This window comes from Aurantivibrio infirmus, from assembly GCF_054767315.1.
This window is the reverse complement of record NZ_BAAFSK010000001.1, coordinates 646,377-668,456: the sequence shown is the minus strand read 5'-3', so window position 1 is coordinate 668,456 and position 22,080 is coordinate 646,377. Positions and strand designations below refer to the sequence as shown.

17 protein-coding genes are annotated in these 22,080 nt (G+C 44.1%); 3 read left to right on the top strand and 14 right to left on the bottom strand.

All coding sequences use genetic code 11. From position 1 onward, the window contains the following. Positions 1-141: 141 nt before the first annotated feature. The 3 genes from ACYUCY_RS03175 to ACYUCY_RS03165 form a co-directional block, all read right to left on the bottom strand. Positions 142-1,278 carry a CvpA family protein gene (locus ACYUCY_RS03175; protein WP_460224995.1) on the bottom strand — a complete coding sequence of 379 codons (1,137 nt, stop codon included), beginning with the start codon at positions 1,276-1,278 and terminating at the stop codon, positions 142-144. A 93-nt stretch (positions 1,279-1,371) separates the two neighbouring features. Beyond that, positions 1,372-2,013, bottom strand: a complete 642-nt coding sequence (locus tag ACYUCY_RS03170; protein WP_460224994.1) for a helix-turn-helix domain-containing protein — start codon at positions 2,011-2,013, stop codon at positions 1,372-1,374. Positions 2,014-2,290: 277 nt separating this feature from the next. Further along, positions 2,291-2,446, bottom strand: coding sequence for a hypothetical protein (locus ACYUCY_RS03165; RefSeq protein WP_460224993.1), 156 nt, complete (start codon positions 2,444-2,446; stop codon positions 2,291-2,293). On the opposite strand from ACYUCY_RS03165, the gene gcvP reads away from it, so the two are divergent. Continuing rightward, on the top strand, positions 2,445-5,237 hold the full coding sequence (gene gcvP, locus ACYUCY_RS03160; RefSeq protein WP_460224992.1) for an aminomethyl-transferring glycine dehydrogenase: 2,793 nt from the start codon (positions 2,445-2,447) through the stop codon (positions 5,235-5,237). The two genes, ACYUCY_RS03165 and gcvP, sit on opposite strands and share 2 nt — an antisense overlap. A gap of 49 nt (positions 5,238-5,286) precedes the next feature. On the opposite strand, the gene ACYUCY_RS03155 is transcribed toward gcvP, so the two are convergent. The 5 genes from ACYUCY_RS03155 to dinB all read right to left on the bottom strand — a co-directional run bounded on the left by ACYUCY_RS03155 (position 5,287) and on the right by dinB (position 9,364). Continuing rightward, positions 5,287-5,874, bottom strand: coding sequence for a TetR/AcrR family transcriptional regulator (locus ACYUCY_RS03155; RefSeq protein ID WP_460224991.1), 588 nt, complete (start codon positions 5,872-5,874; stop codon positions 5,287-5,289). 86 nt (positions 5,875-5,960) lie between these two features. Beyond that, on the bottom strand, positions 5,961-6,995 hold the full coding sequence (locus ACYUCY_RS03150; RefSeq protein WP_460224990.1) for an alcohol dehydrogenase catalytic domain-containing protein: 1,035 nt from the start codon (positions 6,993-6,995) through the stop codon (positions 5,961-5,963). 151 nt (positions 6,996-7,146) lie between these two features. Continuing rightward, positions 7,147-7,602 (bottom strand): PaaI family thioesterase, encoded by a 456-nt coding sequence (locus tag ACYUCY_RS03145; RefSeq protein WP_460224989.1) that lies wholly within the window; start codon positions 7,600-7,602, stop codon positions 7,147-7,149. Positions 7,603-7,645: 43 nt separating this feature from the next. Beyond that, positions 7,646-8,059 carry a PaaI family thioesterase gene (locus ACYUCY_RS03140; protein WP_460224988.1) on the bottom strand — a complete coding sequence of 138 codons (414 nt, stop codon included), beginning with the start codon at positions 8,057-8,059 and terminating at the stop codon, positions 7,646-7,648. Positions 8,060-8,281: 222 nt separating this feature from the next. Further along, positions 8,282-9,364 (bottom strand): DNA polymerase IV, encoded by a 1,083-nt coding sequence (gene dinB / locus ACYUCY_RS03135; protein ID WP_460224987.1) that lies wholly within the window; start codon positions 9,362-9,364, stop codon positions 8,282-8,284. 589 nt (positions 9,365-9,953) lie between these two features. Between dinB and ACYUCY_RS03130 the strand changes: the two genes are divergently transcribed. After that, a complete protein-coding gene (locus ACYUCY_RS03130) occupies positions 9,954-10,745 on the top strand; it encodes a hypothetical protein (RefSeq protein WP_460224986.1) in 792 nt (263 codons plus the stop codon). A gap of 126 nt (positions 10,746-10,871) precedes the next feature. Here ACYUCY_RS03130 and ACYUCY_RS03125 read toward each other — a convergent pair whose 3' ends face one another. The 4 genes from ACYUCY_RS03125 to ACYUCY_RS03110 form a co-directional block, all read right to left on the bottom strand. Further along, entirely contained in the window at positions 10,872-11,714 is an 843-nt protein-coding gene (locus ACYUCY_RS03125) for a hypothetical protein (RefSeq protein WP_460224985.1), read from the bottom strand. Positions 11,715-11,940: 226 nt separating this feature from the next. Further along, the gene (locus ACYUCY_RS03120; protein WP_460224984.1) at positions 11,941-15,123 is read right to left on the bottom strand and encodes an efflux RND transporter permease subunit; all 3,183 of its coding nucleotides are present in this window, start codon (positions 15,121-15,123) and stop codon (positions 11,941-11,943) included. Then, positions 15,120-16,310 (bottom strand): efflux RND transporter periplasmic adaptor subunit, encoded by a 1,191-nt coding sequence (locus ACYUCY_RS03115; protein WP_460224983.1) that lies wholly within the window; start codon positions 16,308-16,310, stop codon positions 15,120-15,122. The genes ACYUCY_RS03120 and ACYUCY_RS03115 overlap by 4 nt, the downstream gene beginning before the upstream one ends. A 617-nt stretch (positions 16,311-16,927) precedes the next feature. After that, positions 16,928-17,620 (bottom strand): cyclic nucleotide-binding domain-containing protein, encoded by a 693-nt coding sequence (locus ACYUCY_RS03110; protein ID WP_460224982.1) that lies wholly within the window; start codon positions 17,618-17,620, stop codon positions 16,928-16,930. A gap of 615 nt (positions 17,621-18,235) precedes the next feature. Between ACYUCY_RS03110 and ACYUCY_RS03105 the strand changes: the two genes are divergently transcribed. Continuing rightward, positions 18,236-19,567, top strand: coding sequence for a TonB family protein (locus tag ACYUCY_RS03105; protein WP_460224981.1), 1,332 nt, complete (start codon positions 18,236-18,238; stop codon positions 19,565-19,567). A 101-nt stretch (positions 19,568-19,668) separates the two neighbouring features. On the opposite strand, the gene ACYUCY_RS03100 is transcribed toward ACYUCY_RS03105, so the two are convergent. Continuing rightward, positions 19,669-20,229 (bottom strand): hypothetical protein, encoded by a 561-nt coding sequence (locus ACYUCY_RS03100; protein WP_460224980.1) that lies wholly within the window; start codon positions 20,227-20,229, stop codon positions 19,669-19,671. Between the two features lie 368 nt (positions 20,230-20,597). Continuing rightward, a complete protein-coding gene (locus ACYUCY_RS03095) occupies positions 20,598-21,758 on the bottom strand; it encodes a response regulator (RefSeq protein WP_460224979.1) in 1,161 nt (386 codons plus the stop codon). Between the last annotated feature and the right edge of the window lie 322 nt (positions 21,759-22,080).

Sequence of the window (22,080 nt, the reverse complement as noted above, 5' to 3'; positions counted from 1 at the left end):
ATTAACGACCAATTTAGTAAGAAGTAAAAAGGCCACATCGAGAGATGTGGCCTTTTTTAATATTTCGAATAAATTATTTTTTTCGAGATTAAATTTTATCGTTCCTATCAAACCACATGATTACAATCATCAAACTCCGCACTACCTAATCGTATTCTTCTGCTGATCCTGTGGCTTATCGCTATAGTGTGTATTACCTTCCGCATCGGTCCAGGAATACACCTTAGGTGGCGCCTTCTCTGGTTTCTTGGTGCGGTTCCGCAGTCGATCTAATAGCGATTCTGAACTTCCAGGATCAAGATCAATAGAGTTAACTGACTGCATTTCTACCTGTTGATTTTCTGCTGTCAAAATTATTTTGGCTAAGGCGATAAATTTATCGTTACTGAGTAAGGTCGTCGGATTTTTCGATTGCAATAGTAATTGGAACTCTGGATCTTGTAATATTCTTTGCGCTTCGGGGTTGGTTTGAACCGCTTGAACTCTATTCCATAAAGTCCCTATCTGCCCGGCCATTACCAACTCGTAATCTTCATCGCTATCGATCATTCCGGTAGACTCAACCAGATCTCGCATATCGGGGTTCTCGATGAGTTCTTTAAATGCAGGGAGCCGAGCAATTGCCTCGGGATGATTACGGCTCAAAACCATTTGATTGGCTTCAGATTGAAATAAGGTTTTGACCTCAGAACTTTTACTAATCGCCTGTAATTGAGCGATTACCTTGCCAGGATCTCGCGCAATTGCTGCACTGATTTTACTCGTTGTTAAATCCATGTCAGCCGCATTCGAAACGACTTCGACCACGTTCCCCGCAATAGATCGCGATAACGTTTCTATCGATGAAGGTTTCTTTTGCAACGCAATTTCCGTATCGTTTTTCGTCGCCAATACGTCTCTAAAATAAGCGACCATGAAAACCGCAACAAAACCAACAGCAACACCAAAACCTAATCCAGTTACCGCGCCAAAAGCTGATGAAAGCGTAGAAGGTTTTTCACCTTTTTGAATAAATTTCTTCAACAGCCAAAAAATAAAACTTACCACCAATCCCGTTCCAAAAAATAACGCGAGTCCGGCAACCAAGTATGAAGCGACGCCAAGGATTGCGAATTTATGAGAGACAAAATCCGCGACATCGGGAACGAAAAAAATCACCATCACATAACCAGCGACTAAACCGACCATTCTCGATAAGGCAACGAGCACACCCTGTTTGTAACCACGGTAGGCAAACACCAAAGACAATACTGCAAAAATCACCCAGGAATAATCCATTTTTAATCACCATGTCTTGCAAATTTCATTCGTTTGTTTAATTCCTATTGAGGAATACCCGTCAACACAAGATCAATCATCAGTAAATTCGTCTTAGCGCGCCGTCACCCATAAGACCAAGGCATCTTTGCGACTGACGGACACCAAGCAGTGGCCCATTGCTGCATCGTAATACATGCTATCGCCCTCGCTCAGTCTCACCGGCTCATAATATTCAGTGTAGACATCAATCTTACCTTCCAGTACCAACAAAAATTCCTCGCCAGCATGACGAACCCAATCATCAAAATCCGCAAAGGAGCGGGCCCTGACCCTGCACTTAAAGGGCATCATCTTTTTGAAGCTGATATTAGACGCTAAGAGCTCATGTTCGTAAGTTGTCGTCGGATGAGGCTGCCCTTCGTCGACACGAGTGATATCACGACGCCCGCTAGCATTCTGGCCGGGGGTAAGCGGTTGAAATAATTGAGGAATGTTGACACCAAGGCCAGCGGTCAACTTTTGAACAGCCTGAAAACTGGGAGAAATTTGCTCGTTTTCAATTTTCGATAAAGTGGATCTTGCCAAGCCGGTTTTCTTGCTCGCCTCTTCCAGAGTCAGCTGTAAAGACAAGCGTATTTCCTTCAACTTCTTGCCAAGTTCCAAGGGTGCCGTCTGCACCAAGCCGTCTTGATCACTAGAGTTAACCCCTACTTTCAGCAAGGGCGCTTTGGGGATTTTAGGTTTTTCGCTCACGTGCAATCTCTCTTAGTATCTTCTCTCGTCTACTCTCAAAGGCTGACTTATTGCCTTATACCAAGCTATGGGAGACGCTCAAACTTTCTCTGGGAGTCAGCCTCGGCGCCCAAAATCTCGCTGTGTACTTTGCCCTATTTTTCCCTTACAGGAAACATTTGTTTCTTATAAGAAATTTTTATTGGTGTCTCGCTCGCTTATTGGTAAACTTCACGCTTCCTTTTTTAGGCAATTCCATCTCCTAAATGCTCAATTTAGGTGCTTGCCAAATAACTCTTTACTCCACATTAATGCCGCCAAAGGGCGTCATTATCTGCATTATTAAAGGTCTTAATATGAGTTCATCGTCACCACTATCAGGCGTCCAAATTGATTCCCTCAAAGGATTCGCCCAACGCCACATTGGGCCAGACACCTCAGAAAGCGAAGCCATGCTAAAGAGCCTGAAATTGAACTCTCTCAGTGAACTCATCGCGGCGACAGTACCAAGCACGATTAGAAAAACGTCAGCCTTGGAGTTAGATTCACCTTTTAGTGAGCAAGAAGCTCTGGCAGCGCTCAAAACCATCGCTGAGCGAAATCAAATATTTAAATCTTACATAGGCATGGGTTACCACGACACCTACACACCACCGGTGATTTTACGCAATGTACTCGAAAATCCCGGCTGGTATACCGCGTATACACCATACCAACCAGAAATATCTCAAGGCCGCCTCGAAGGTTTATTAAATTACCAACAGATGATTATTGATCTTACGGGTTTACCGATGGCGAACGCCTCTTTACTCGACGAAGGCACCGCTGCCGCCGAAGCGATGGCCCTAAGTAAACGACAAGCGAAGAAAAATAAATCCAATGCATTTTTTATTGCCGACGATGTCCACCCACAAACAATTGCCGTGGTGAAAACCCGCGCTGAACATTTTGGTTTCGACATCATCATGGGCGACCCAGAAACAGATCTAGATAAGCATGAATATTTTGGCGTACTGCTTCAGTACCCCGGCACCACAGGGAAAATCCGCGATTTAAGCGTATGCGTAGAAAGTGCTCATCAAAAACAAGCTTTGGTTACCGTGGCCTGCGATTTAATGAGTTTGGTTTTATTGAACTCGCCAGGAAAAATGGGCGCTGATATTGCGGTGGGTACGAATCAGCGTTTCGGCGTACCGATGGGCTTTGGCGGTCCCCACGCTGGATTTTTCGCCTTTCGAGACGAATACAAACGTATCGCTCCCGGCAGAATTATCGGTGTCTCTATTGATAAAAAAGGTAAGCAAGCTTTACGCATGGCTATGCAGACTCGCGAACAACATATTCGCCGCGAAAAAGCGACATCAAATATTTGTACATCACAAGTTTTGCTCGCACTGATTAGCGCATTCTATGCGATGTACCACGGCCCGGCCGGGCTTAAAGAAATAGCTACAACAATTCATCAGCGTACCAAGAAATTAGCAACCTCATTGCAAGACAGCGGTTTTAATTTAGTGTCGAAAAGCTTTTTTGACAGCCTTGAAATTTTAGTCGGTACTCAACAAGAAAAAATCTACCAAAACGCGTTAAGCAAGAAAATTAATTTGCGCAAAATCGATGACGACAAGATAGGCCTTAGCTTAAACGAAACGACGAGCGAAGCAGATTTATTGGAACTGCTTTCCTGTTTTGCCGAACAAGCTCAGCTAGCAAATGATTTTGATATCGAATTAGGGATCCCAGAAGCGGCTGAACGAAACGAAGCATTTATGACTCACCCCATGTTCAATAGTTTTCATAACGAAACTGAAATGATGCGTTATTTAAAACGTCTGGAATCTAAAGACGTCGCTTTGAACCAATCAATGATCCCTCTCGGTTCTTGCACAATGAAACTCAATGCCGCGGCAGAAATGATTCCTGTCACCTGGCCAGAATTCGGACGCATGCATCCATTCGCACCTATCGAGCAAGCTGCAGGTTATTCGCAATTATTTGAAGAGCTACAAAAAATGTTAGAAGCCTGTACCGGCTATGCTGCTATTAGCTTGCAGCCCAACGCAGGCTCACAAGGTGAATACGCTGGGCTAGTCGCCATTAAAAAATATTTTGAAAGTCGCAACGAAAGCCAGCGCACGATTTGCTTAATCCCCTCCTCCGCTCACGGCACCAATCCCGCATCTGCACAAATGGCGAGCTTAAAAGTTGTCGTCGTTAAATGTGATGGCGAAGGAAATGTTGATATTAAGGATTTGAAAGCGAAAGTGGAGCTGTACCAAAATGAAATCGCTGCCTTGATGGTAACCTACCCTTCAACCCACGGCGTTTATGAAGAAGGCATTATTGAAATTTGCGAAATTATTCATTCCGTCGGTGGCCAAGTTTACATGGATGGCGCAAATTTAAATGCCCTCGTAGGCGTCGCGGCGCCAGGTGAATTTGGCAGTGATGTCTCTCATTTAAATTTACATAAAACTTTCTGCATCCCTCACGGTGGTGGCGGCCCCGGCATGGGCCCCATCGGTGTTGCTGAGCATTTAAAACCTTTTCTCCCCGGCCATCCCGTGCAAGCTGTGCCCAATACCGATGTGAGCAACGGCACGATTTCTGCTGCTCCCTGGGGCAGCGCAAGTATTCTTCCCATTAGTTGGATGTATATAAAAATGATGGGCAGCGAAGGCATGCTCGCCGCAACCGAATACGCAATTTTGAACGCAAACTATATTGCCAAGCAGTTAGAACCTTATTATCCCATTCTCTATAAAGGCAAAAACGGATTCGTTGCCCATGAATGTATTTTAGATTTACGTCCACTAAAAGAATTGAGCGGCATATCCGAAGAAGACGTTGCAAAACGCTTAATGGATTTCGGTTTTCACGCACCCACCATGTCATTCCCCGTTGCCGGTACATTGATGATTGAACCGACGGAAAGTGAATCAAAAGCGGAAATGGATAAATTTATCGAAGCGATGATTACTATTCGCCATGAGATTGATGAAGTAATAAAAGGTAATTACTCCGCCGATGATAACCCGCTAAAAAACTCCCCTCATACCCTGCAAGATGTCTTAAGCGATAACTGGGAACATTGTTATAGCCGAGAGAAAGCAACTCGCCCCGCAAGCTACCTAAAGGAATTCAAATACTGGCCCAGCGTCAATCGAATCGATAATGTTTACGGCGATAGAAATTTAATTTGCACCTGCCCGAGCATGAGTGATTTTGAAGATGAGACAATCTAGGCGATAGATTTGAGAAAATAAAAGGGGCTCATGTCGAGCCGTTTTTATTTTAATTTTTTATGTCCAGCATCAAACAAAGATTGTTGATTACGCTAACAATAACTTTCTCGTCTTTATCGATACGCGCTAAGAGCATAGCGCCTTCCATTGCAGAGAGGATCGTTGTCGCCATACTTTTTGCCTCTGTCTTCCGCCAGCCTTCTTCCACCAAGATTTCCACGATGATTTTTCGCCAGGCATCGAAGGAGTTTTTTATTGCTGCTTGAAGCTTTGGCAGCCCCGGAACGGAGCCCACTGCAGTGCTTGCCAACATTGTGCCCTGTTGCCATTTGGATTTTTTGCACCAAACAGCCATGTCTTTGGCGAGCTTTTTAAGAATTTCCGTGGCGGAAAGTTGGCGCTCTCGAAGCTCGCTAACATAGAGTAAAAACTCTTCACGAATAATTTCAACGGCGGCGATTGCAATTTGTTCTTTACCTTCAGGAAAATGGTGATACATCGACCCTTTCGGTGCTTTCGCAAGCGTTAAAATTTCTGCCGTACCAACAGCAAAATAACCTCGTTGTTGAAATAGCTCACGGGCCGCTTTTAAAATACGATCTCTCGCCGTCTTATTAGAATTATTTGATGTGCTCACAGTCGCTTTATTCGCTTATTCATTGGGTATTATTATTTTTTGAATTCTAACCAGATTAAAAGCGAAAGACCATTGGCAATGAGCTTCTATGTACCTCCCCTTGGCATCCTACTCACTGCCACGTAAACAGAAGGATCACACCAGGCTTCATGCGCTAGATCGAAGGGGAAAATTTTTGGATAAATTGCACTAGGATCAAACCCATTACTTGCACAGCAAAGCATCGCACCGTCTAAACCATGGCGACAGTTAGGACGACCCACTTTATAAGTGATTCCTTTTTGGTACAAAGCTAACATCGGGAATTCAGGACCTACAAAGGCTGGCGCAACAGAAATTACAAAGGCATCTGCCGCAGTACGATGCAAGCCCTCCAATAATTGCGCAGCGCTACCACTGGCATCTACGACAATATCGTAATCGCGACAATCACTTTCTTCTATATGATTAAAAACTCGTGCGCCGTAATTACACGCAAGATTTTTTCTCTCTGCGTCTTCATCAATATAATCGACAAGCTCAGCCCGCAAACTTACCGCCATACCCGCGCAGTAGATCCCAATTACCGGCGTCATACCTCCAAGCACTAGTACTTTCGCTTTCGGCCTCTCTTGCAACGCGGGACCAACTGCGCGCCAAGCATCGGTCGACATATCGGCGAGACCTATAATTGCGCATGGATCTGCGGCGGCAGGTAATGGTACGAGCATCGCTGAGGCAAAAGGAATACGCATAAGGTCAGCGAGCGCGGCCCCAAAATTTCCTTCACGCCCCATTCCATAACTCGCTGCAAACGGAACTCGCTGACAGCGTCCGGTTTGGCCACGCCGACACATAACACATTCGCCACAGCAAATTTGCGCAGAAACTAAAACTCTTTGACCGATATAAAAATGTCTCGCTGCCAGCTCTCCTAGCTCAACTATTTCAGCAATCACCTCGTGACCAATAGGCTCGCCTTCTTTTAAAGGCATTTGACCACTAACGAATAGAGAATCTAAATCACAACGTCCAACCACTATCGGTTTCACTATAGCTTGGTGGTCATTCTGCAGCGTCGGTGTCAAACACTCTCGCCACGCCAAATTTTCCGGTGAGACAAACACCAGCTGCTGCATCATTGATCTCCTTTATCTTCTTGCTAAAAACATAAACTGAATCTTCTCGAAAGCAAAAAACTAGAGTTTGAATTATTCGTTATCTAAACAAACTCTCTCTGCTTTTTGTAGACGTTTTTCAAACGAGGACTACAATATCCTGAAAAATATTTTGTTATACATCGTTAACTGATTTGTTTAGCTGAAAATTTCTAGTCGTCACTAAACCTGTCGCACACAATGTTTCTCTTCCGGTTTTAATCGCAAAGACATCAGCCGCGCCCACCGAAACTGTTTTCCCCGAAGATACGGCACGCCCGCGTGCAACAAATAATTCGCCATTTGCTGGAGCCAATATTTTGGTAGTGAAATCAATTGTTGAAAACGCCCAGTCAGACGGAAGTTTTGTCCCAATGGCACTACACGCAGCAATATCCATCAGCATACCGATTGGCCCTGCCTGAAAAGAACCTGGAGCAAAAGAAAGCTCCTCTCTATATGGAATCATGATTTCCACGCTACCATGGTTCAATTGCGTAAACTTCATTCCGATAAATTTTACGGCAGGCATTGCAAGCACTAATTTTTCAATTGCCTCCTTGAAATTTGGGTTCGCTGGTAGTTCTTCCATTTCTAATTCTAACTTTCTTATTACAAGAACGATTGCACGTGTTTTATTTTTGAAGCCGCACACGAAACGTTGCGTTTGCGCGAGCGATAGCTGTGTCCCCACACTGAACAAGCGCTTCGCAAAAACCTATATTGTTTCCTGCCCGTATCACTGTCGGCTCAATTAACACCAGCTCGCCAATATTGGCAGAGCCAATAAAATCTACGGACAGGTTAATCGTTACAATGCTAGGACGTGCACCCTCAAAACAAACCGCCAAAGACATACCCATGGTGTTATCACACAAGGCGGTTAACACTCCCCCATGTAAAAACCCTCGGGAATTACAGTGCGCGTCTTTAACCTCAAACAGCAAATCTATTGCTCGATCTCGTCGCCTTGCATAAAGCGGTTCCCAAGGTTTGGTAACTGGGCTACTGCGATCATGTACTTTGAAATTTTCAGGGATATTATTCATAGGCGAAACATACCACCACTAGACCTATCGGTCTAGCTGGTAAAAACAACAGGTGATTTGTTTATAGTTAGAAATAAAGGGAGTATTTAGATAACAAATGGAAAGCGCGTTGTGCTAGATGCTAGGCACATCTTTCACGGAGGTCCTGAACCGAATGGCCTAGGCTACTGTATTGATGGTCTCGAGCTAAAACCTATGCAAGAACGGCAAAGATAAACAGAACTAGTGGTTGCGATAAAACATATCCAGTTGTCTTTGTTGGCGATTAACCTGCAAATCAACAAGACGAACTCCCAAACCCAATAAGCGAACGGGTCGCGCGCCACGCTCATAGGCCTCTCGACATAAACTTTGATAGTCCGCCAATGCTACTCCTGTACCAAGCCGCTCCATCGTCGTGGTAGAAAAATCAGAAAATTTGACCTTAACGAAACCTTTTACCACCTGATAGCTTTCGTCTAAGCGGCGTAATCGGCTACGCAACTGTGCATACAAGGTAGGTAACTCTGCAAGACAACGTTTCACGTCCGGCAAATCATTTGGATAGGTGTGCTCGACACTCAAAGACTGGCGGCGCCAATTCGATTCAACTTCCCGTTCGTCTTCTCCTCGACTGAGCTGAATCAAGCGGCTTCCCATTGAACCAAATTTTTTGTACAAATCCAATTCATCGATTGATTGAATATCTTTACAGGTGTGCACCCCCATGGCCTTTAGTTTTTCTGCCGTCACCTTGCCAACACCAAAAATCTTCGACACCGGCAAACACTCTACGAATTCCTTTACCGCATCTGGCTTAATGACCGTTAAGCCATCCGGTTTTTCCCAATCACTGGCAATTTTGGCGAGAAACTTATTAGGCGCTACACCGGCAGAAACGCTGATACTAATTTTCTGACGAATTTTTTCTCGAATCTCTCTCGCAATTAAAGTTGCACTGCCTTTGCAGTGGGGTGAGCCGCTAACATCAAGAAAAGCTTCATCTAAAGACAAGGGTTCGACTTTGTCGGTATAGAAATGAAAAATCTCCCGCATTTGCAAAGAAGCTTCGCGGTACAAATTCATATTCGGTGGGACAATGATTAAATCTGGACAAAGCCTTTTTGCGAACGCCGAAGGCATAGCTGAACGGACACCATAAGATCTCGCTTCATAATTACAAGTAGAAAGAACACCGCGGCGTTGCTCAGAACCGCCCACTGCAATCGGACGATCGCGCAAGCTAGGATCTTCTCGTGTTTCCAAGGCCGCGTAAAAACAGTCAGCATCACAATGAATGATTTTACGGTCGTTTTCTTGGCTCAATGTCCCCCCCAGATTACCGTGCTTGTCTTTTGGTCTTCACTCTTCTTCATCGTCACGAAATTCGATGTATTCCTGAAGCAAATGAAGACATATAAAAATTTTAGCTAATCAATCAACAATCAAGCAGCTACTCAAAAACCAAGTTGAAATGTACTGTATCTTTATACAGATTTGCAAGTATTCAGGGCGAAAAATTCCCATAATTTGCGCAACGAAATCAACAGATAAACCATGATATTTTTTTAGATACAGATCAATCCAACACCTTAAACCGATGAAAGGACTTTTTAACTTAATTTATAAGATTAACAATTGCGAAAACTATCGGTATACTCGCCGCGAAATTATAGGTGTTGCCTATATTGTCGTAGGGCAAAGAAAATTTTTATCCGTTTTCGGGTCCGAATGTAGCGCCAAACTGATTCAATCTAGCGAAGTTTTGCACTTATATTTTGCAAACAACCAAGATCGAAGCGTTTTAGCGGGCGATACTTTGCGACGGTATTATCAACACCCTATAAGTTAGCACTTGAATCCACCGATAAACGTTTTACCTATTACTATCAATGACTAATTAAAGGATCAACAAATGGCTGCACGTAAATCTGCTAAATTGAACCCCGTTGCAAAGTTAGAGAATGAACTAGCGAAAGTTAAATCAGACCTCGCAAAAGCAAGAAGCAAACAAGAAGCTGAAGCAAAGAAATCACTTGCTAAGTTAAAAAAAGAAGCTGCTTCAGCTGCTGCTAAAGCCAAAGCAGCGCAGAAAAAGCTTGCCGCAGCACGCAAAAAGAAAGCCTCTAAGGCCCAGATTTCAGCCGCTTCAAAGGCACTTAGCTCAGCTAAAGCGCTTGCAAGCAAAGCGAAAGCATCAATTAGCGAGGCTGCTAGCCATTTAGGAAACCTTAAGGCGGCGAGTAAAAGAGCCTCTGCAATAGCGAAAATCGTTGCTAAAGAAGAAGCGAAAGCAGCCAAAAAATTATTGGCGCAAGAGAAAAAACTCGCTGCGAAAGCCAAGGTACTAGCGAAAAAAGCAGCTGCACGAGCAAAAGCACAAGAAAAGAAACTTGCCGCACGCGCTAAGATCGCCGCCAAGAAAGCCGCTGCAAGAGCGAAGGCAGCGGAAAAGAAAGCTGCTGCAAAGCTAAAAGCGAAAGCTAAAAAGCTTGCTCAACAAGCCAAGGCGTCTGCGAAAAAAGCAAAAAAAGCAGTAAGCAAGAAAAAACCTGCCGGTAAGAAGAAAGCTGCTGCGAAAAAACCAGCCGCGAAAAAGAAAACCGCGCCTAAGAAAGCCGCACCCAAGAAAGCAAAGGCGAAAAAAGCAGCGGCCCCAGTAAGCCCAGCACCTACCACAGAAACCGCACCGGCAGTATCTGCTTAATTCTGAATATGAATTAACAGAACAATGAGAAAACCCAGCAAGCATCTGCCCTCTGACGCTTGCTGGGTTACCTCTTCAACTTGCCTACACTTCAAATATTTCAGCTGGAAAATATCTTTCTACTGCTTATTGTTTTGCATCTTCAAGCACGGGCTCAGAATCAGGCTCGGGATCCAATACTAAATCTGTCTTTGCTTCCCGCTCGGTAATGAGAACGGGCTTCGCACCTTTGGAGTTTCCCAAAACCTCACCTTCAAGCGAGCTCTCGTCGATTTCTATGTGTTCGTCTTCAGGCGATACTCTTGGCATCAAGTTGCGAGCACGAATTTCGATTCTCTTCTCGTCTCCCTGAAAGTCGCAGTGCGCTCTAAACTCCAGTTTTTCACCGCTATCAGTTCGCGCGTTAAAGTCTACGTGGAATAGCAGCGAGGATTCAGTTTCTTCAACCGGATCAGGTTGCTCCTTATGTAACCACTCCAGAGATTTTAGCTCCCGAGACCTTTTTTCGACTTGAGAAAAACATAGCTGCCAAAATTTATCGCGTTTCGCTTGTCGAGCTTGCTGCTCAATTTCCGCAGGCGTTAGTTCCGCCTCTGGCTCAGGTTCTGCTTCGACGGGGGACGGTGGCAAATTCAAAATTTCGTTAGTGAACCCATCGACAACAGCAATGAAGGATATCCGGTTATTGTCACGACAAGTAATTTTAAAAATGGGATGTTCGATATCGCTTTCACTTTCACTCAAAGAAGCCGCGATAACTTGTGCGCAACGATCATGCTGTTCAACCGTGTTCGCGGCTCGATACAGGGTTTTGTAGTGGTGATTATAGTTTCGTGGCAACCATAAGAGCTCTGGGTCCACGTCGGCTACTAAGGGCATAGATGAATTAAATACCACCAAGGCCAGCAAAGCCTTTCTCCATTGAGCAGCGAAATTTTTAACGGGATTTAAACATTTAAGGTCGAACACACAGAATACCGATATCGAAATGGCGACTTTTAGTTAAGGAGGTTCTGATTAAGTGTAGTCTTGGGCGGGGATGATTCAACTCAAAAGCGATAGCATTTGAGTTGAATTTCTAATTGCGCACTGAGGTGGAATAAATTGTTATAAGTAACTTTGTTTCCAGAACGAGGCTTCAAAAATCGCCTTACTGACAACATGAACTTGCCAGCTGTTGTCGCGTTATTGTTCTTTAGGCCGATTTCAGTTCAGAGCCAGCTTTAAAGAACGCGAGAATATCTTTAATCAAACGCTTCAATCGCTGCGGAAACAACAGAAGTACGGGTGTCAGCAACAAAGTCAATAAGGTTGAAAAGGCCAGACCATAAACAATGGCACTCGCAAGCGGCACCCATTGGGTTGCAATCGGTCCACCATGTGCGATTGAGCGTCCCATCAAGTCGACACTTAATCCAAGGGCCATTGGCAACAAGCCTAGAATGGTCGTCACTGTCGTCAAAAACACGGGGCGCAAACGCTGCACACTTGCCATCACCGCCGCCTTCGACTGAGACATGCCAGGGTTTTCCAATCGCACAACATTATAAGTATCGATAAGAACGATATTATTGTTCACCACAATCCCTGCCAGTGCCACGATTCCCGTTCCGGTCAAAATAATACTGAAGGTTGAGCCAGTTAATAGTAAGCCTAGCAACACACCGATTGTTGACATAATAACTGCTGACAAAATCAAAATGCCCTGATAAAAACTATTGAATTGAGTCACCAACAAAATGAACATTAAAAATAGAGCCAACAAAAACGCTATCGCCAAGAAAGCCTGGGAGCCTTGTTGTTCTTCATTGCTGCCGCGGAATACCGCTCGCACCGCTGGGTGAAGCGGGTTCTCGTCCAAATATGCGGTGATCTCATCAACCATGGCGGTTTCTAGAACGTCTTTTTCGACGTTGGCTTTAACCGTCATGATCTGAATACCATCCACTCGACTCACTTTGTCGACACTGGGTCGAGGAACTCTCGTCACGAAAGTGCTCAGCGGGACAGGCCCTTGCGCCGTATTCACTCGCAGTAAGCCGAGCGCATTTACGCCGCGATATTGCTCGGGAAAACGCACCCGAATATCAACCGGATCGTCTGCATCATTGGGACGATACTCACCTATTTTTACACCCGTTGTAATCAACTGCACCGAGCGACCCACTTCGGTAATACTTGCCCCCAACTGCGACGCCAGGGTTCGATCAACTTCCAATTCCCAGGTTATGCCCGGCAAGGGCGTGCTATCAACAACATCAATCAAACCTGGAATATTGCTTTCCATGTGTCGCATCAAGCGTCGAGTTTCTGCAATCAGTAAGTCCGAATCGTTCGATTCCAGCTGCACATTGATAGGGCTGCCCACCGGTGGACCACCTTGCGGCAAATTAACAGCAACTTTAATTCCAGGGATACTACTGGTGGAATCGCGAATATCCAAGATGACATCCGCCGCCGAACCTGTTGGTGTATCGGCGCTGTCCGCTAACTCAACTTGAATGCTGCCGATAAGATCTTTCGCGGCACTGCCGCCACCGCCAAATCCACCGCCACCACCAGAAAAGGCATTCGTTACCAGTACACCAGGTACAGTAAGGATCCTTTGCTCAACCTCTTGTACCAATTGTCTTGATTCCGCCACTGACAAATTGCCCTGGGCACGAACAGAAACTTGAGCGTACTTTGGTTCAGACTCACCAAAAAAAACGCTTCCCTCGTTATATCTAATAAACAATACGAATATTGTGACTAGTACGATCATTCCCGTTAAAACGGTTCGACCTACCCTTTCGAGTAACCACGTTAATAAGCGACCATAGGCACCCGTCACGCCGCCTAATTCTTCTGGTGGTTTAGATTCTATATCACTGAGTCGCTTGCTCATTTCGATAGCGTTTTCATCTTTCGCCGCGCGACCAAACAAAGTACCAATCACTGGGGCAAATAATAGTGCGTAAAACAATGAGCCCATCAATACTGCAAAAACAGTGACGGGTAAATAACGCATGAACTCGCCCGCGACGCCAGGCCAAAACATAATTGGTAAAAAGGCAGCGAGCGTTGTCGCGGTCGAAGACAACACCGGCCAAAACATTCGTTTGACAGAAACAGAGTAAGCTTCTCGGCTCGTCATCCCTTCCGCCATTTTTCGGTCAGCAAATTCGGTAATCACAATAGCACCGTCAATCAACATACCCAGTGCCAACAACATGCCGAACATCACCATCATGTTGAAAGAAAAACCAACGGCATAAAGAAAGATTAGCGAAAACAATAAAGAGAACGGAATACCAAAACCAACAATGATGCCAGAGCGCAGACCTAAAGCCGCGACCACAATGATCATCACCAAGGCCATCGCAGTGAGAATATTCCCCTGCATTTCTGAAACCATACTTTTAGTAAATTCAGATTGATCGTTAGTAAAACCAAGCTCAACACCGTGAGGAATCGTTGCCCGTTCTGCCTCCACTAAGGCTCGTACGGTTTTTACGACTTCGATATCGTTTTCGCCGGTGCGTTTTACCACTTGAATAGCAATCGCCTTATTACCGTTCACGCTGTTAAAACCGCGAGGATCTTTAAACGTTCGACGAACATCAGCAACATCGCTTAACTTGACGGTGCCCGTTGATGTTGATTTCAAAGGCAAGCTGAAAATATCTTCGGCGGTTTCAATTAAACCCGGTACCTTTACGGAAAACCGACCCTGACTCGCTTCTAATTCGCCAGCGGGGACTAGGCGATTATTATTTTGAATTGCGCGACTCAACTCATCGCTAGTGATGCCGTATTGAATTAATCGGGCAGGATCAACAATGGCTTCTGCCACCTCTTCACGATGACCGACCATATCGGCGGAAAGTACTGTGCTAATAGAATCTATTTTTCGTCGTAAATCTTGCGCAACGTTATAAATAGTTCGTTCACTTACGGAGTCTCCGCCAATAGTCACAGTTAATGAAGGAAAGTCTTGCGCGGATATTTCGTTAATAACAGGCTCTTCAGACTCTTGTGGCAATTCCGCCTTTGCGCGGTTGACCGCTGCCCGCACATCTTCCAAGACGTAATCGAGATTAGCCGATGGTAAAAACTCAACAGCGATAGACACCATCGATTCACTTGCGGTAGCCGCTATTTGATCGACATCGTCTAAGGTTTGAAGCTCTTTTTCCAAGGGCTTTACTATCATGCGAGCGCCATCTTGTGGCGAAATTCCGTCATGAAAGACACTGACAACGACAACCGGAACGCTAACTTCAGGGTTTGCTTCGGTTGTCATCGCCAGACGTGAAGCCACACCGGCGACAATGATTAGAATCAAAATACAAAAGGTACTTCGCGAACGCGAAACTGCTTTTCCTAAAAAACTCATTCTGTATCACTCAAAGTTGGCACTTCTAACTCAAGTGTTGGAACTTCTATTTCAACAGCTGGCACTGCTATCTCAAGTTTTGGTGCTTTTTTTTCAAGGACTGGTGCATTGTCTTCATAGGCCACTTTCACCTCATCACCTTCACCCACGTATTGATGGCCTACAGTAATCAAGGTTATTACTTCGGGTAAACCGGTAACCCATACACCATTGGGTGCATCTCCGATTAGTTCAACAGGGCTGAATACAACTCGATTCGCGGAATCTAAAATTCGTATGCCGAGATCTCCATCATCATCCAAAATTAATAATGAAGCCGATATTAAATGTGCATCGACATCTCGTGTATATAAATTCATGTCTGCGGTAACACCATCGAATAGATTCATATCGTCGTTTTCGATTTCGGCCTCGATTCTAAAAGTTCGAGTAACGTCATCAGCACGTCGAGAAATATATTTCACCGTGCCGGACACCTGGTGACCGCCAACCAAGGTAGCTTGGACTTTTCCACCGACGGCGATTTTTACAACTTCGTCTTCAGATACTTGTCCGCTAACGATTAACGGATCCAAATCTAAAACCGTTGCGCAGATATCTCCTGCTCTGACAAGATCTCCAATTTCAACCGGGCGATCATCGATCACTCCATCAAAGGGTGCAGTAATCGCTGTTTTAGCCAGGTCTATTTCTCTGCGTAACAAATTCGCTTTCGCAGACTCCAATCTGGACTTTGCGGATGCAATGGCCGTTTCAGATTGGTAGCCGCCGCTTTTTAATCGCACCGCACCGTCATACTCAATTTGCGCTTGATCAGCCGCAGCCTTCGCTTCACTTACTCTCAATTCGCGATCTTCTACCGCTAGGCGACAAATCACTTCACCAGATTTTACTGTCGAGCCTTCGGACAAAGGTAACGCAACTATTTGACCACTCACTTCAGCGCGAATATCAATTCGGCGATTAGCTTCGGTTTGGCCTTTAACTGAAACAATGAGGGGGTAGGATTGAGCTTGGATTTGTCGTGCTCGCACTTCCGTTAATGCTTCGCTTGCTTGCTGCGCCGCTGCATCTTTATCTTCCGAGCTATTATCGCTTTTAAATATTCCACTCAATAACCACAGAGCGACTAAGCCCCCAATGATTATTGAGATACGATAATTTTTGTTACTCCAAATTTTTTCCATGGTAGTTCATCAACTTTAAAATTTTAGGTGAAAAAGAAACGCTTTTTGGCGAAGCAAAGCATAGTAAATCGATTACAGGATTTTGATTGCGTGTTTAGCCGAAATTTTTCACTAGATAAGTCACTTTGCTATAAATCGCGTCATCGCCAACAACGAGGCACTATGTGGCTGAGGGCTATTGCAAACAAGTTAAATAGTGTTAAAAACGAGTAGATTAATAGAGAGCTAATAACGAGAATATTCGGTTATTGAAGCGCGCGAACAGATGCATTCACTATCTTCAGTCTCTACAAGGAAAAGTCTAGCAGCTAAATGCCGCTACACAATTTGTATTCGGCCCATTGCAAAACATGGCCGCCAAACTGATGGCGGGCATTTTAAAGCTCCCAAACGTCGATCTCAAGCACTTTCAAACGAAAGACCAACGAGACTTCGACTTATAAATATACTCTTGGAAGTTTCTACGTGAGAGATTTAATTTAGCTCACAAAAAAGAATTTTCTAAGCTCATAAATACATAAATATTACAAAACTAAACAAAAGTTAAGCGGGCGCTTAAGCAAGCTGAATATGCGGTCGCCTTACGAAAAATTGACCGCTTTTTATCATTCAACTAATTATTCCACGTGTGCGACAAGCTTCGGATCAGGCACGGAAGTGTCAGCAGTCTCGACGGAGCCAAACTCAGAATTCCAATCAATCAATAATTTCGCCAATTGCACCGCTTGTTGATGCAACGAAACCAGTTCTTCATAACTGCCTTGCACACCACTAAACAATCTCACCTTATGATGATTTGAAGCTAATCGGTAATTGGAATACTTCATCCTGTAGACTTCCAATTTCCAACGTAGGCTGTGCACCGTGTTGCGGTAATAGGCTAATTTGGTTTGTAAACTGATCGCCCGAAAATCATCTATTTCACCAAAGACGGTGAAATCAGTAGCGAAGGCTGTTATTCGACGACAATTGGAGTCAGCGATTAAGGTGGCGGTTCGCGGCTCGCCCACCAACATGGCTAAATCACCGAATACTTCCCCAGGCGTGACGTAATTAATGATATTAGAGTCATCAAGATTATTACCGACATATACCGCTAATTGACCCTTTAATAAAAAATACAACCAACTGTCTTTGTCGCCGTTTTTTAAAACGATTTCTCCAGGGGAGAAATTCACTATCCGTGAATGCTGAAGTAATACCTCAAACTGCCACAGATCCTGCATTTTCACGGTTTTGTAAAATGGAATGGCAGCCAGCAGTTGCTCTACCGCGCTACGTGAAATTTGGTTGATTTGTTTAATGTCCATCAATTCCCCAATTAATAAAATCACCTGATTATGTTTCAACAACGGAGCAATATTTTGCCGTCGATGCGGTGATTGCATCCCCCCAATAGAATGGCAATCAATCTTGTTTATTCTAGCGGTATTTTTTCATTCGCCCTATGCCATCGCCGGGAACTGAGAACCAGTGCTTACTATTGGACCGGCATTTTTTATGCGAAACTCACGGGTCAAACTACTCGAGCAGACACTATGTTACATAGTGCGACGAGTGGCTTTTTGTAAAATTCCACTAAAATAGTGCATAAAAATAGTAAATATACTCACAAAATAGCTATTTATTAATAAATATTGAATTCTAGCAGCTTAAAATTGGTCTATTTTTATACAGAGGGTTGAGAAGTAAAACGCTTCTCTAATGACTCACTTTTCCCGCGGTTTACTCCCGATTGCAATTGATCTATAACATTTAACATTAAGCGTTGTAGAACTACTGGTAACTCGCGAATTTCAGCAAAAACTCGCATGTGAATGTGATTTTCGTGAACATCCTAAGCGTGATTTGTCGAACATTATTCTCATGCATCGTTCTGTTTCAATTACGACCGCGAACTTAATTTTTATAGGCGATTGAACGTTATGAAAACCCAAAAAACTTCCCGAACAGGCATCACTCTGATTTGGATTTTATCTTCCGCCCTCGCTTCTTTTTCGGCCAGCGCTGAACTCTTGTTAAATGGTTTATCAACTAGCTCTGAACTCGGTAAAGAACGCTTTGTTGCCGGCCTTTATACCGATCGTTTAAGTAGCGATGCCAACGATCTTTTAGGTCTAGATGGCGAACGAAGAATGGAACTCAAAATCACGGCTTCTCGGTTCTCGGCGAGAAATTTAAACAGCATGTGGATTCAGGGAATGGCAATCAATAACCCTGACTCAGTGCTGCAGCAACAAGGCGAGAACATCACACAATTTAGTAACATGATCCGTAAAGCATTAGTTGAAGGCGACGTATTAGTTCTCGATGCAGCACCCGGTAAAGGTCTTACCGTAACCTTAAATGACACGGAACTCGGAAATATCGAATCGGATGAGTTTTTCAGTGTTTTATTACGCAGCTGGATTGGCAACGTGCCTCTATCTTCAGAGTTCAAAGAAGAATTATTGGCAGAAGGGAAAGTAGACTCTTCTCTTTCAGGGCGCTATTCAGCGATAGCACCCAGTGCAACCAGAATTCAAACGGTTGCCAGTTGGGTGGCTCCTCAAGCTGCACCGCCGCCTCCGGTAACCGTGGCTAGAGCACCCACCCCTACTGTTTCTCGACCAGCGATTACGTTACCGAACCAGCCTGCGTTAAGACCCAGTGAAATTGCGACGCCAGCGATCGAAGCTATCCGCGAAAACCCTGAGCGTATTGCCTCTGCGTTACCCAGCCAGCGTGCTACCGATGCAGATAAAGATCAAAGCACCACTGCATCAGCGCCGGCCGCAATAGCAGCGAACAATCCGAATACGAATGCTCCCACACAAACACCTTCAACAACTGCATCAACGCCAGCGCCTGCCCCAGTAACAGCGCCTAATCAAGTAGCTGTCGCGAGCCAAACACCGACGGCGCAACCACTTGACGCTATTGAGGACGACGAAGAGGAGGAAGCTCTATTTACAATGGAAGCGATTTTGGGACAAACACGCTACATTAATGAAGTCGTCAGACACGCGACTAAATTCCAAGAATATCCCGCAGCGGCGGCGCGTAGAAATCAGCAAGGCAACGTGCGCTTATCTATTACCGTAGATCGCAGTGGTAATGTAGTAGATGTTCAAACTATTGAAGAATCTCGATACAGAGCATTAAACAAAGAAGCGCTCTCCCTCGTAGAAAAAGCCAGTCCCTTCCCAGAAGTACCAGCCGGCGTCGGAAGTGAGACTTATACATTTTCACTTCCCGTAGTATTTAGATTGCAGTAAGCCAAGGAGTGCCGACCCAATAGAGGACCCGGCCTCTTTAAATGATAAAAAAAGCCGCTATTTGTAGCGGCTTTTTTGTGAGTGAATTTGTATCTAAGACTCTATTTAATCGACGCCATCCGATCAATTATTACTTTGCGAATGCTTTGTTGTTCTATATTTGACAAGCTACTTAGCTTATCAAGATCAATTGAGTGAAGATGCAGGCAAGGCGTCGTCGCATTCAATTCTCTTAAATCACCTTTCATCAGGATCGGCAATAAGGGTTTTTGCGGCGGCCGTTGTTGATTGATAATGCGTAGGCCTACTTGAATCGGAACCGGGCGATAAGTTGTCTTGCCGCGCTTAAATGGAATCGTTAAGAATGCACCTTTTTTGTTGAGCATTTCTCCCGGTACGATATTTAACCCAGTCGCAACGATGGCTGATTCGGGAATGCCATTGTAATTATCATGATGGGCATATGGATTAGGAAGGATAACCAATTTTCTATTTTCTTCTTTCGGAAAAAATAAATTGTAATTTGTATACAACTGATTAACTGAATTTGAAAAAACACATAGTTTGTTTTCGAAGCCCATCACAAAATCAATAGCCAATTGTCTTTGCTTAAAGGTATCAAGGTCCCAAACCAAATCCCGATTTTCTGTGGCTAACTCCACTTTCTCTCCCCACCCAGACATTACTCACCAAGAATTCAAATTGTTGATCCATTCAACTACTCGTTTCGTGCTTCCTTCTAATCACCATTCTCTGATAATACAATCTTCGGCGATGACATTTACTGAGGAGCTAATTTCGAAAAATAAGTTGAAGCGACGCAGTATAATCCGCTGCTGGGGCGCTATCATCGCTCAATTATTCTCTAAAGTGCAAGCCTCTTACGCACCTAAAATTGATTCGTGCTTAAGACTTTGCGACATCGCTCAAATTAAGTGCAGCATTACTTAATTTCAGGCCTGATAAATTGCAGTTTTTGTTGGAAATTGGAGAAATCTAAATACAAGGATCATTAACACCCGTCGAGCGCTCAGTGCGGAGACGGTGTAATTTTTGACGTACCACCTTGGGCTGAAGGCCTGCCAAGTAATTCAGGCTGGTCAAAGTTTTCAATTTTTTCTAATCCCGTGAGCAAAAAACCATCCTGAAGATGTCTGTGGGTTTCGGTTACACAGTCTTGCATCAATTGCTCCAAGAAAACCTCGTGCTCCTCGCTCACTACCAATTGCGGGATTCGTTCCTTCACCAACTCTGCCATATCCTCAACAATGGTGGTAACCTCGTGCGCTACAATTGAATAAGCTTGTTCAATATTCGCGATAGTAATTCTTTGATCCTCAACCTGCGCACTCAATCGCAAATTATCTTCGCTTAAGTGTCGATGCGAATCTAAGAAATTTAACCTGGCATTCACGCCTTGTAATAAAGCAGGCAAATAATTTCTTATCGCATCATAACGCTTATCCTCAACTATCGGCATATCCCTTACCAGTAAACCGACATTTCCACAATTAAAGATTGAACGGCGACCGAAGGGAGTAAAATTGCCAATATGGCTGAGTTGAGACAAAAGCTCCGACTCCAAATCTTTTGCCATTCCATTTGCTTCCATATTCTTTACGCCAAACTGACTACGCATTTGTAAGCTGCAACTCAATTCGTAACGATCCAAAGCAACAAAAAACATTTGGCCTAGTTCATCAATATTTTCGCAAGTGTTGATATCTAAAAGAAATTGGATATGTGAACCCAAATCATTGTTATCAGCGAGTACTGATGTCGCTGTTTGGCTAGCCGTACGTAAACGACTTTTTAATTGCTCATTAGCAATGCTATTGAATATAGATTTACTAATTCTCGCCGACACTTCTTCCGGATTATCATCGAACGCAAGAACATCATCACAACCTAATTCGAACGCACGAAGTTTATCGGTAAGAAATTTACTAGGAGACAACAGTATGATCGGCAAGTCATCAACGCCCTCCTCGCTAAAAAGGAACTCTAGATTATCGAAATTCAATTCTTCTTTCGCCAAAAAATCGATAACAAGCACTTTGAACTCATCTCCCGCTGCTAGTGCTAGGCAACCGTCTTCGCTGTCAACAATCACTTGCGGAAAATCACCGCTTAAACCTTCGACCAAAGCCGAAGGACCAAATGGTTGATAAATTAAAATTTTATATTGCACATTAATCTCATTTACAAAAAGGCGAAAAGTTGTTTACCAGCAAAAATGAATCGCTTCCCTTAACAACCGCTTTTATGGGGGGTTCGCAAAAAAACATTATCTCTATTTAGTTGTAGACGAAATTCAGAATCGCTTCCATTTCAAGGGCAACTATCACGACGGCTTTAGTCATTTCGTAGCAATAAGTTCATCTCGTTCTATAAAATCATGCTTTTATGCTGATTTTGATTCCAAAAATAGCGGAATTTGAGTCTTTTATGGCATTTTCCTTCTATAAATTCTTAGCTCGTCTAGACTTTATTTAACGATGGCGATCAATCTA

What these genes read in the sequence shown, in the direction of transcription:
- ACYUCY_RS03120 (WP_460224984.1), bottom strand. Translation starts at nt 15,123, where the DNA reads ATGAGTTTTTTAGGAAAAGCAGTTTCGCGTTCGCGAAGTACCTTTTGT.
- ACYUCY_RS03105 (WP_460224981.1), top strand. Translation starts at nt 18,236, where the DNA reads ATGAAAACCCAAAAAACTTCCCGAACAGGCATCACTCTGATTTGGATT.
- ACYUCY_RS03165 (WP_460224993.1), bottom strand. Translation starts at nt 2,446, where the DNA reads ATGGCTTCGCTTTCTGAGGTGTCTGGCCCAATGTGGCGTTGGGCGAAT.
- ACYUCY_RS03130 (WP_460224986.1), top strand. Translation starts at nt 9,954, where the DNA reads ATGGCTGCACGTAAATCTGCTAAATTGAACCCCGTTGCAAAGTTAGAG.
- ACYUCY_RS03140 (WP_460224988.1), bottom strand. Translation starts at nt 8,059, where the DNA reads ATGAATAATATCCCTGAAAATTTCAAAGTACATGATCGCAGTAGCCCA.
- gcvP (WP_460224992.1), top strand. Translation starts at nt 2,445, where the DNA reads ATGCTAAAGAGCCTGAAATTGAACTCTCTCAGTGAACTCATCGCGGCG.
- ACYUCY_RS03175 (WP_460224995.1), bottom strand. Translation starts at nt 1,278, where the DNA reads ATGGATTATTCCTGGGTGATTTTTGCAGTATTGTCTTTGGTGTTTGCC.
- ACYUCY_RS03115 (WP_460224983.1), bottom strand. Translation starts at nt 16,310, where the DNA reads ATGGAAAAAATTTGGAGTAACAAAAATTATCGTATCTCAATAATCATT.
- ACYUCY_RS03110 (WP_460224982.1), bottom strand. Translation starts at nt 17,620, where the DNA reads ATGGACATTAAACAAATCAACCAAATTTCACGTAGCGCGGTAGAGCAA.
- ACYUCY_RS03150 (WP_460224990.1), bottom strand. Translation starts at nt 6,995, where the DNA reads ATGATGCAGCAGCTGGTGTTTGTCTCACCGGAAAATTTGGCGTGGCGA.
- ACYUCY_RS03145 (WP_460224989.1), bottom strand. Translation starts at nt 7,602, where the DNA reads ATGGAAGAACTACCAGCGAACCCAAATTTCAAGGAGGCAATTGAAAAA.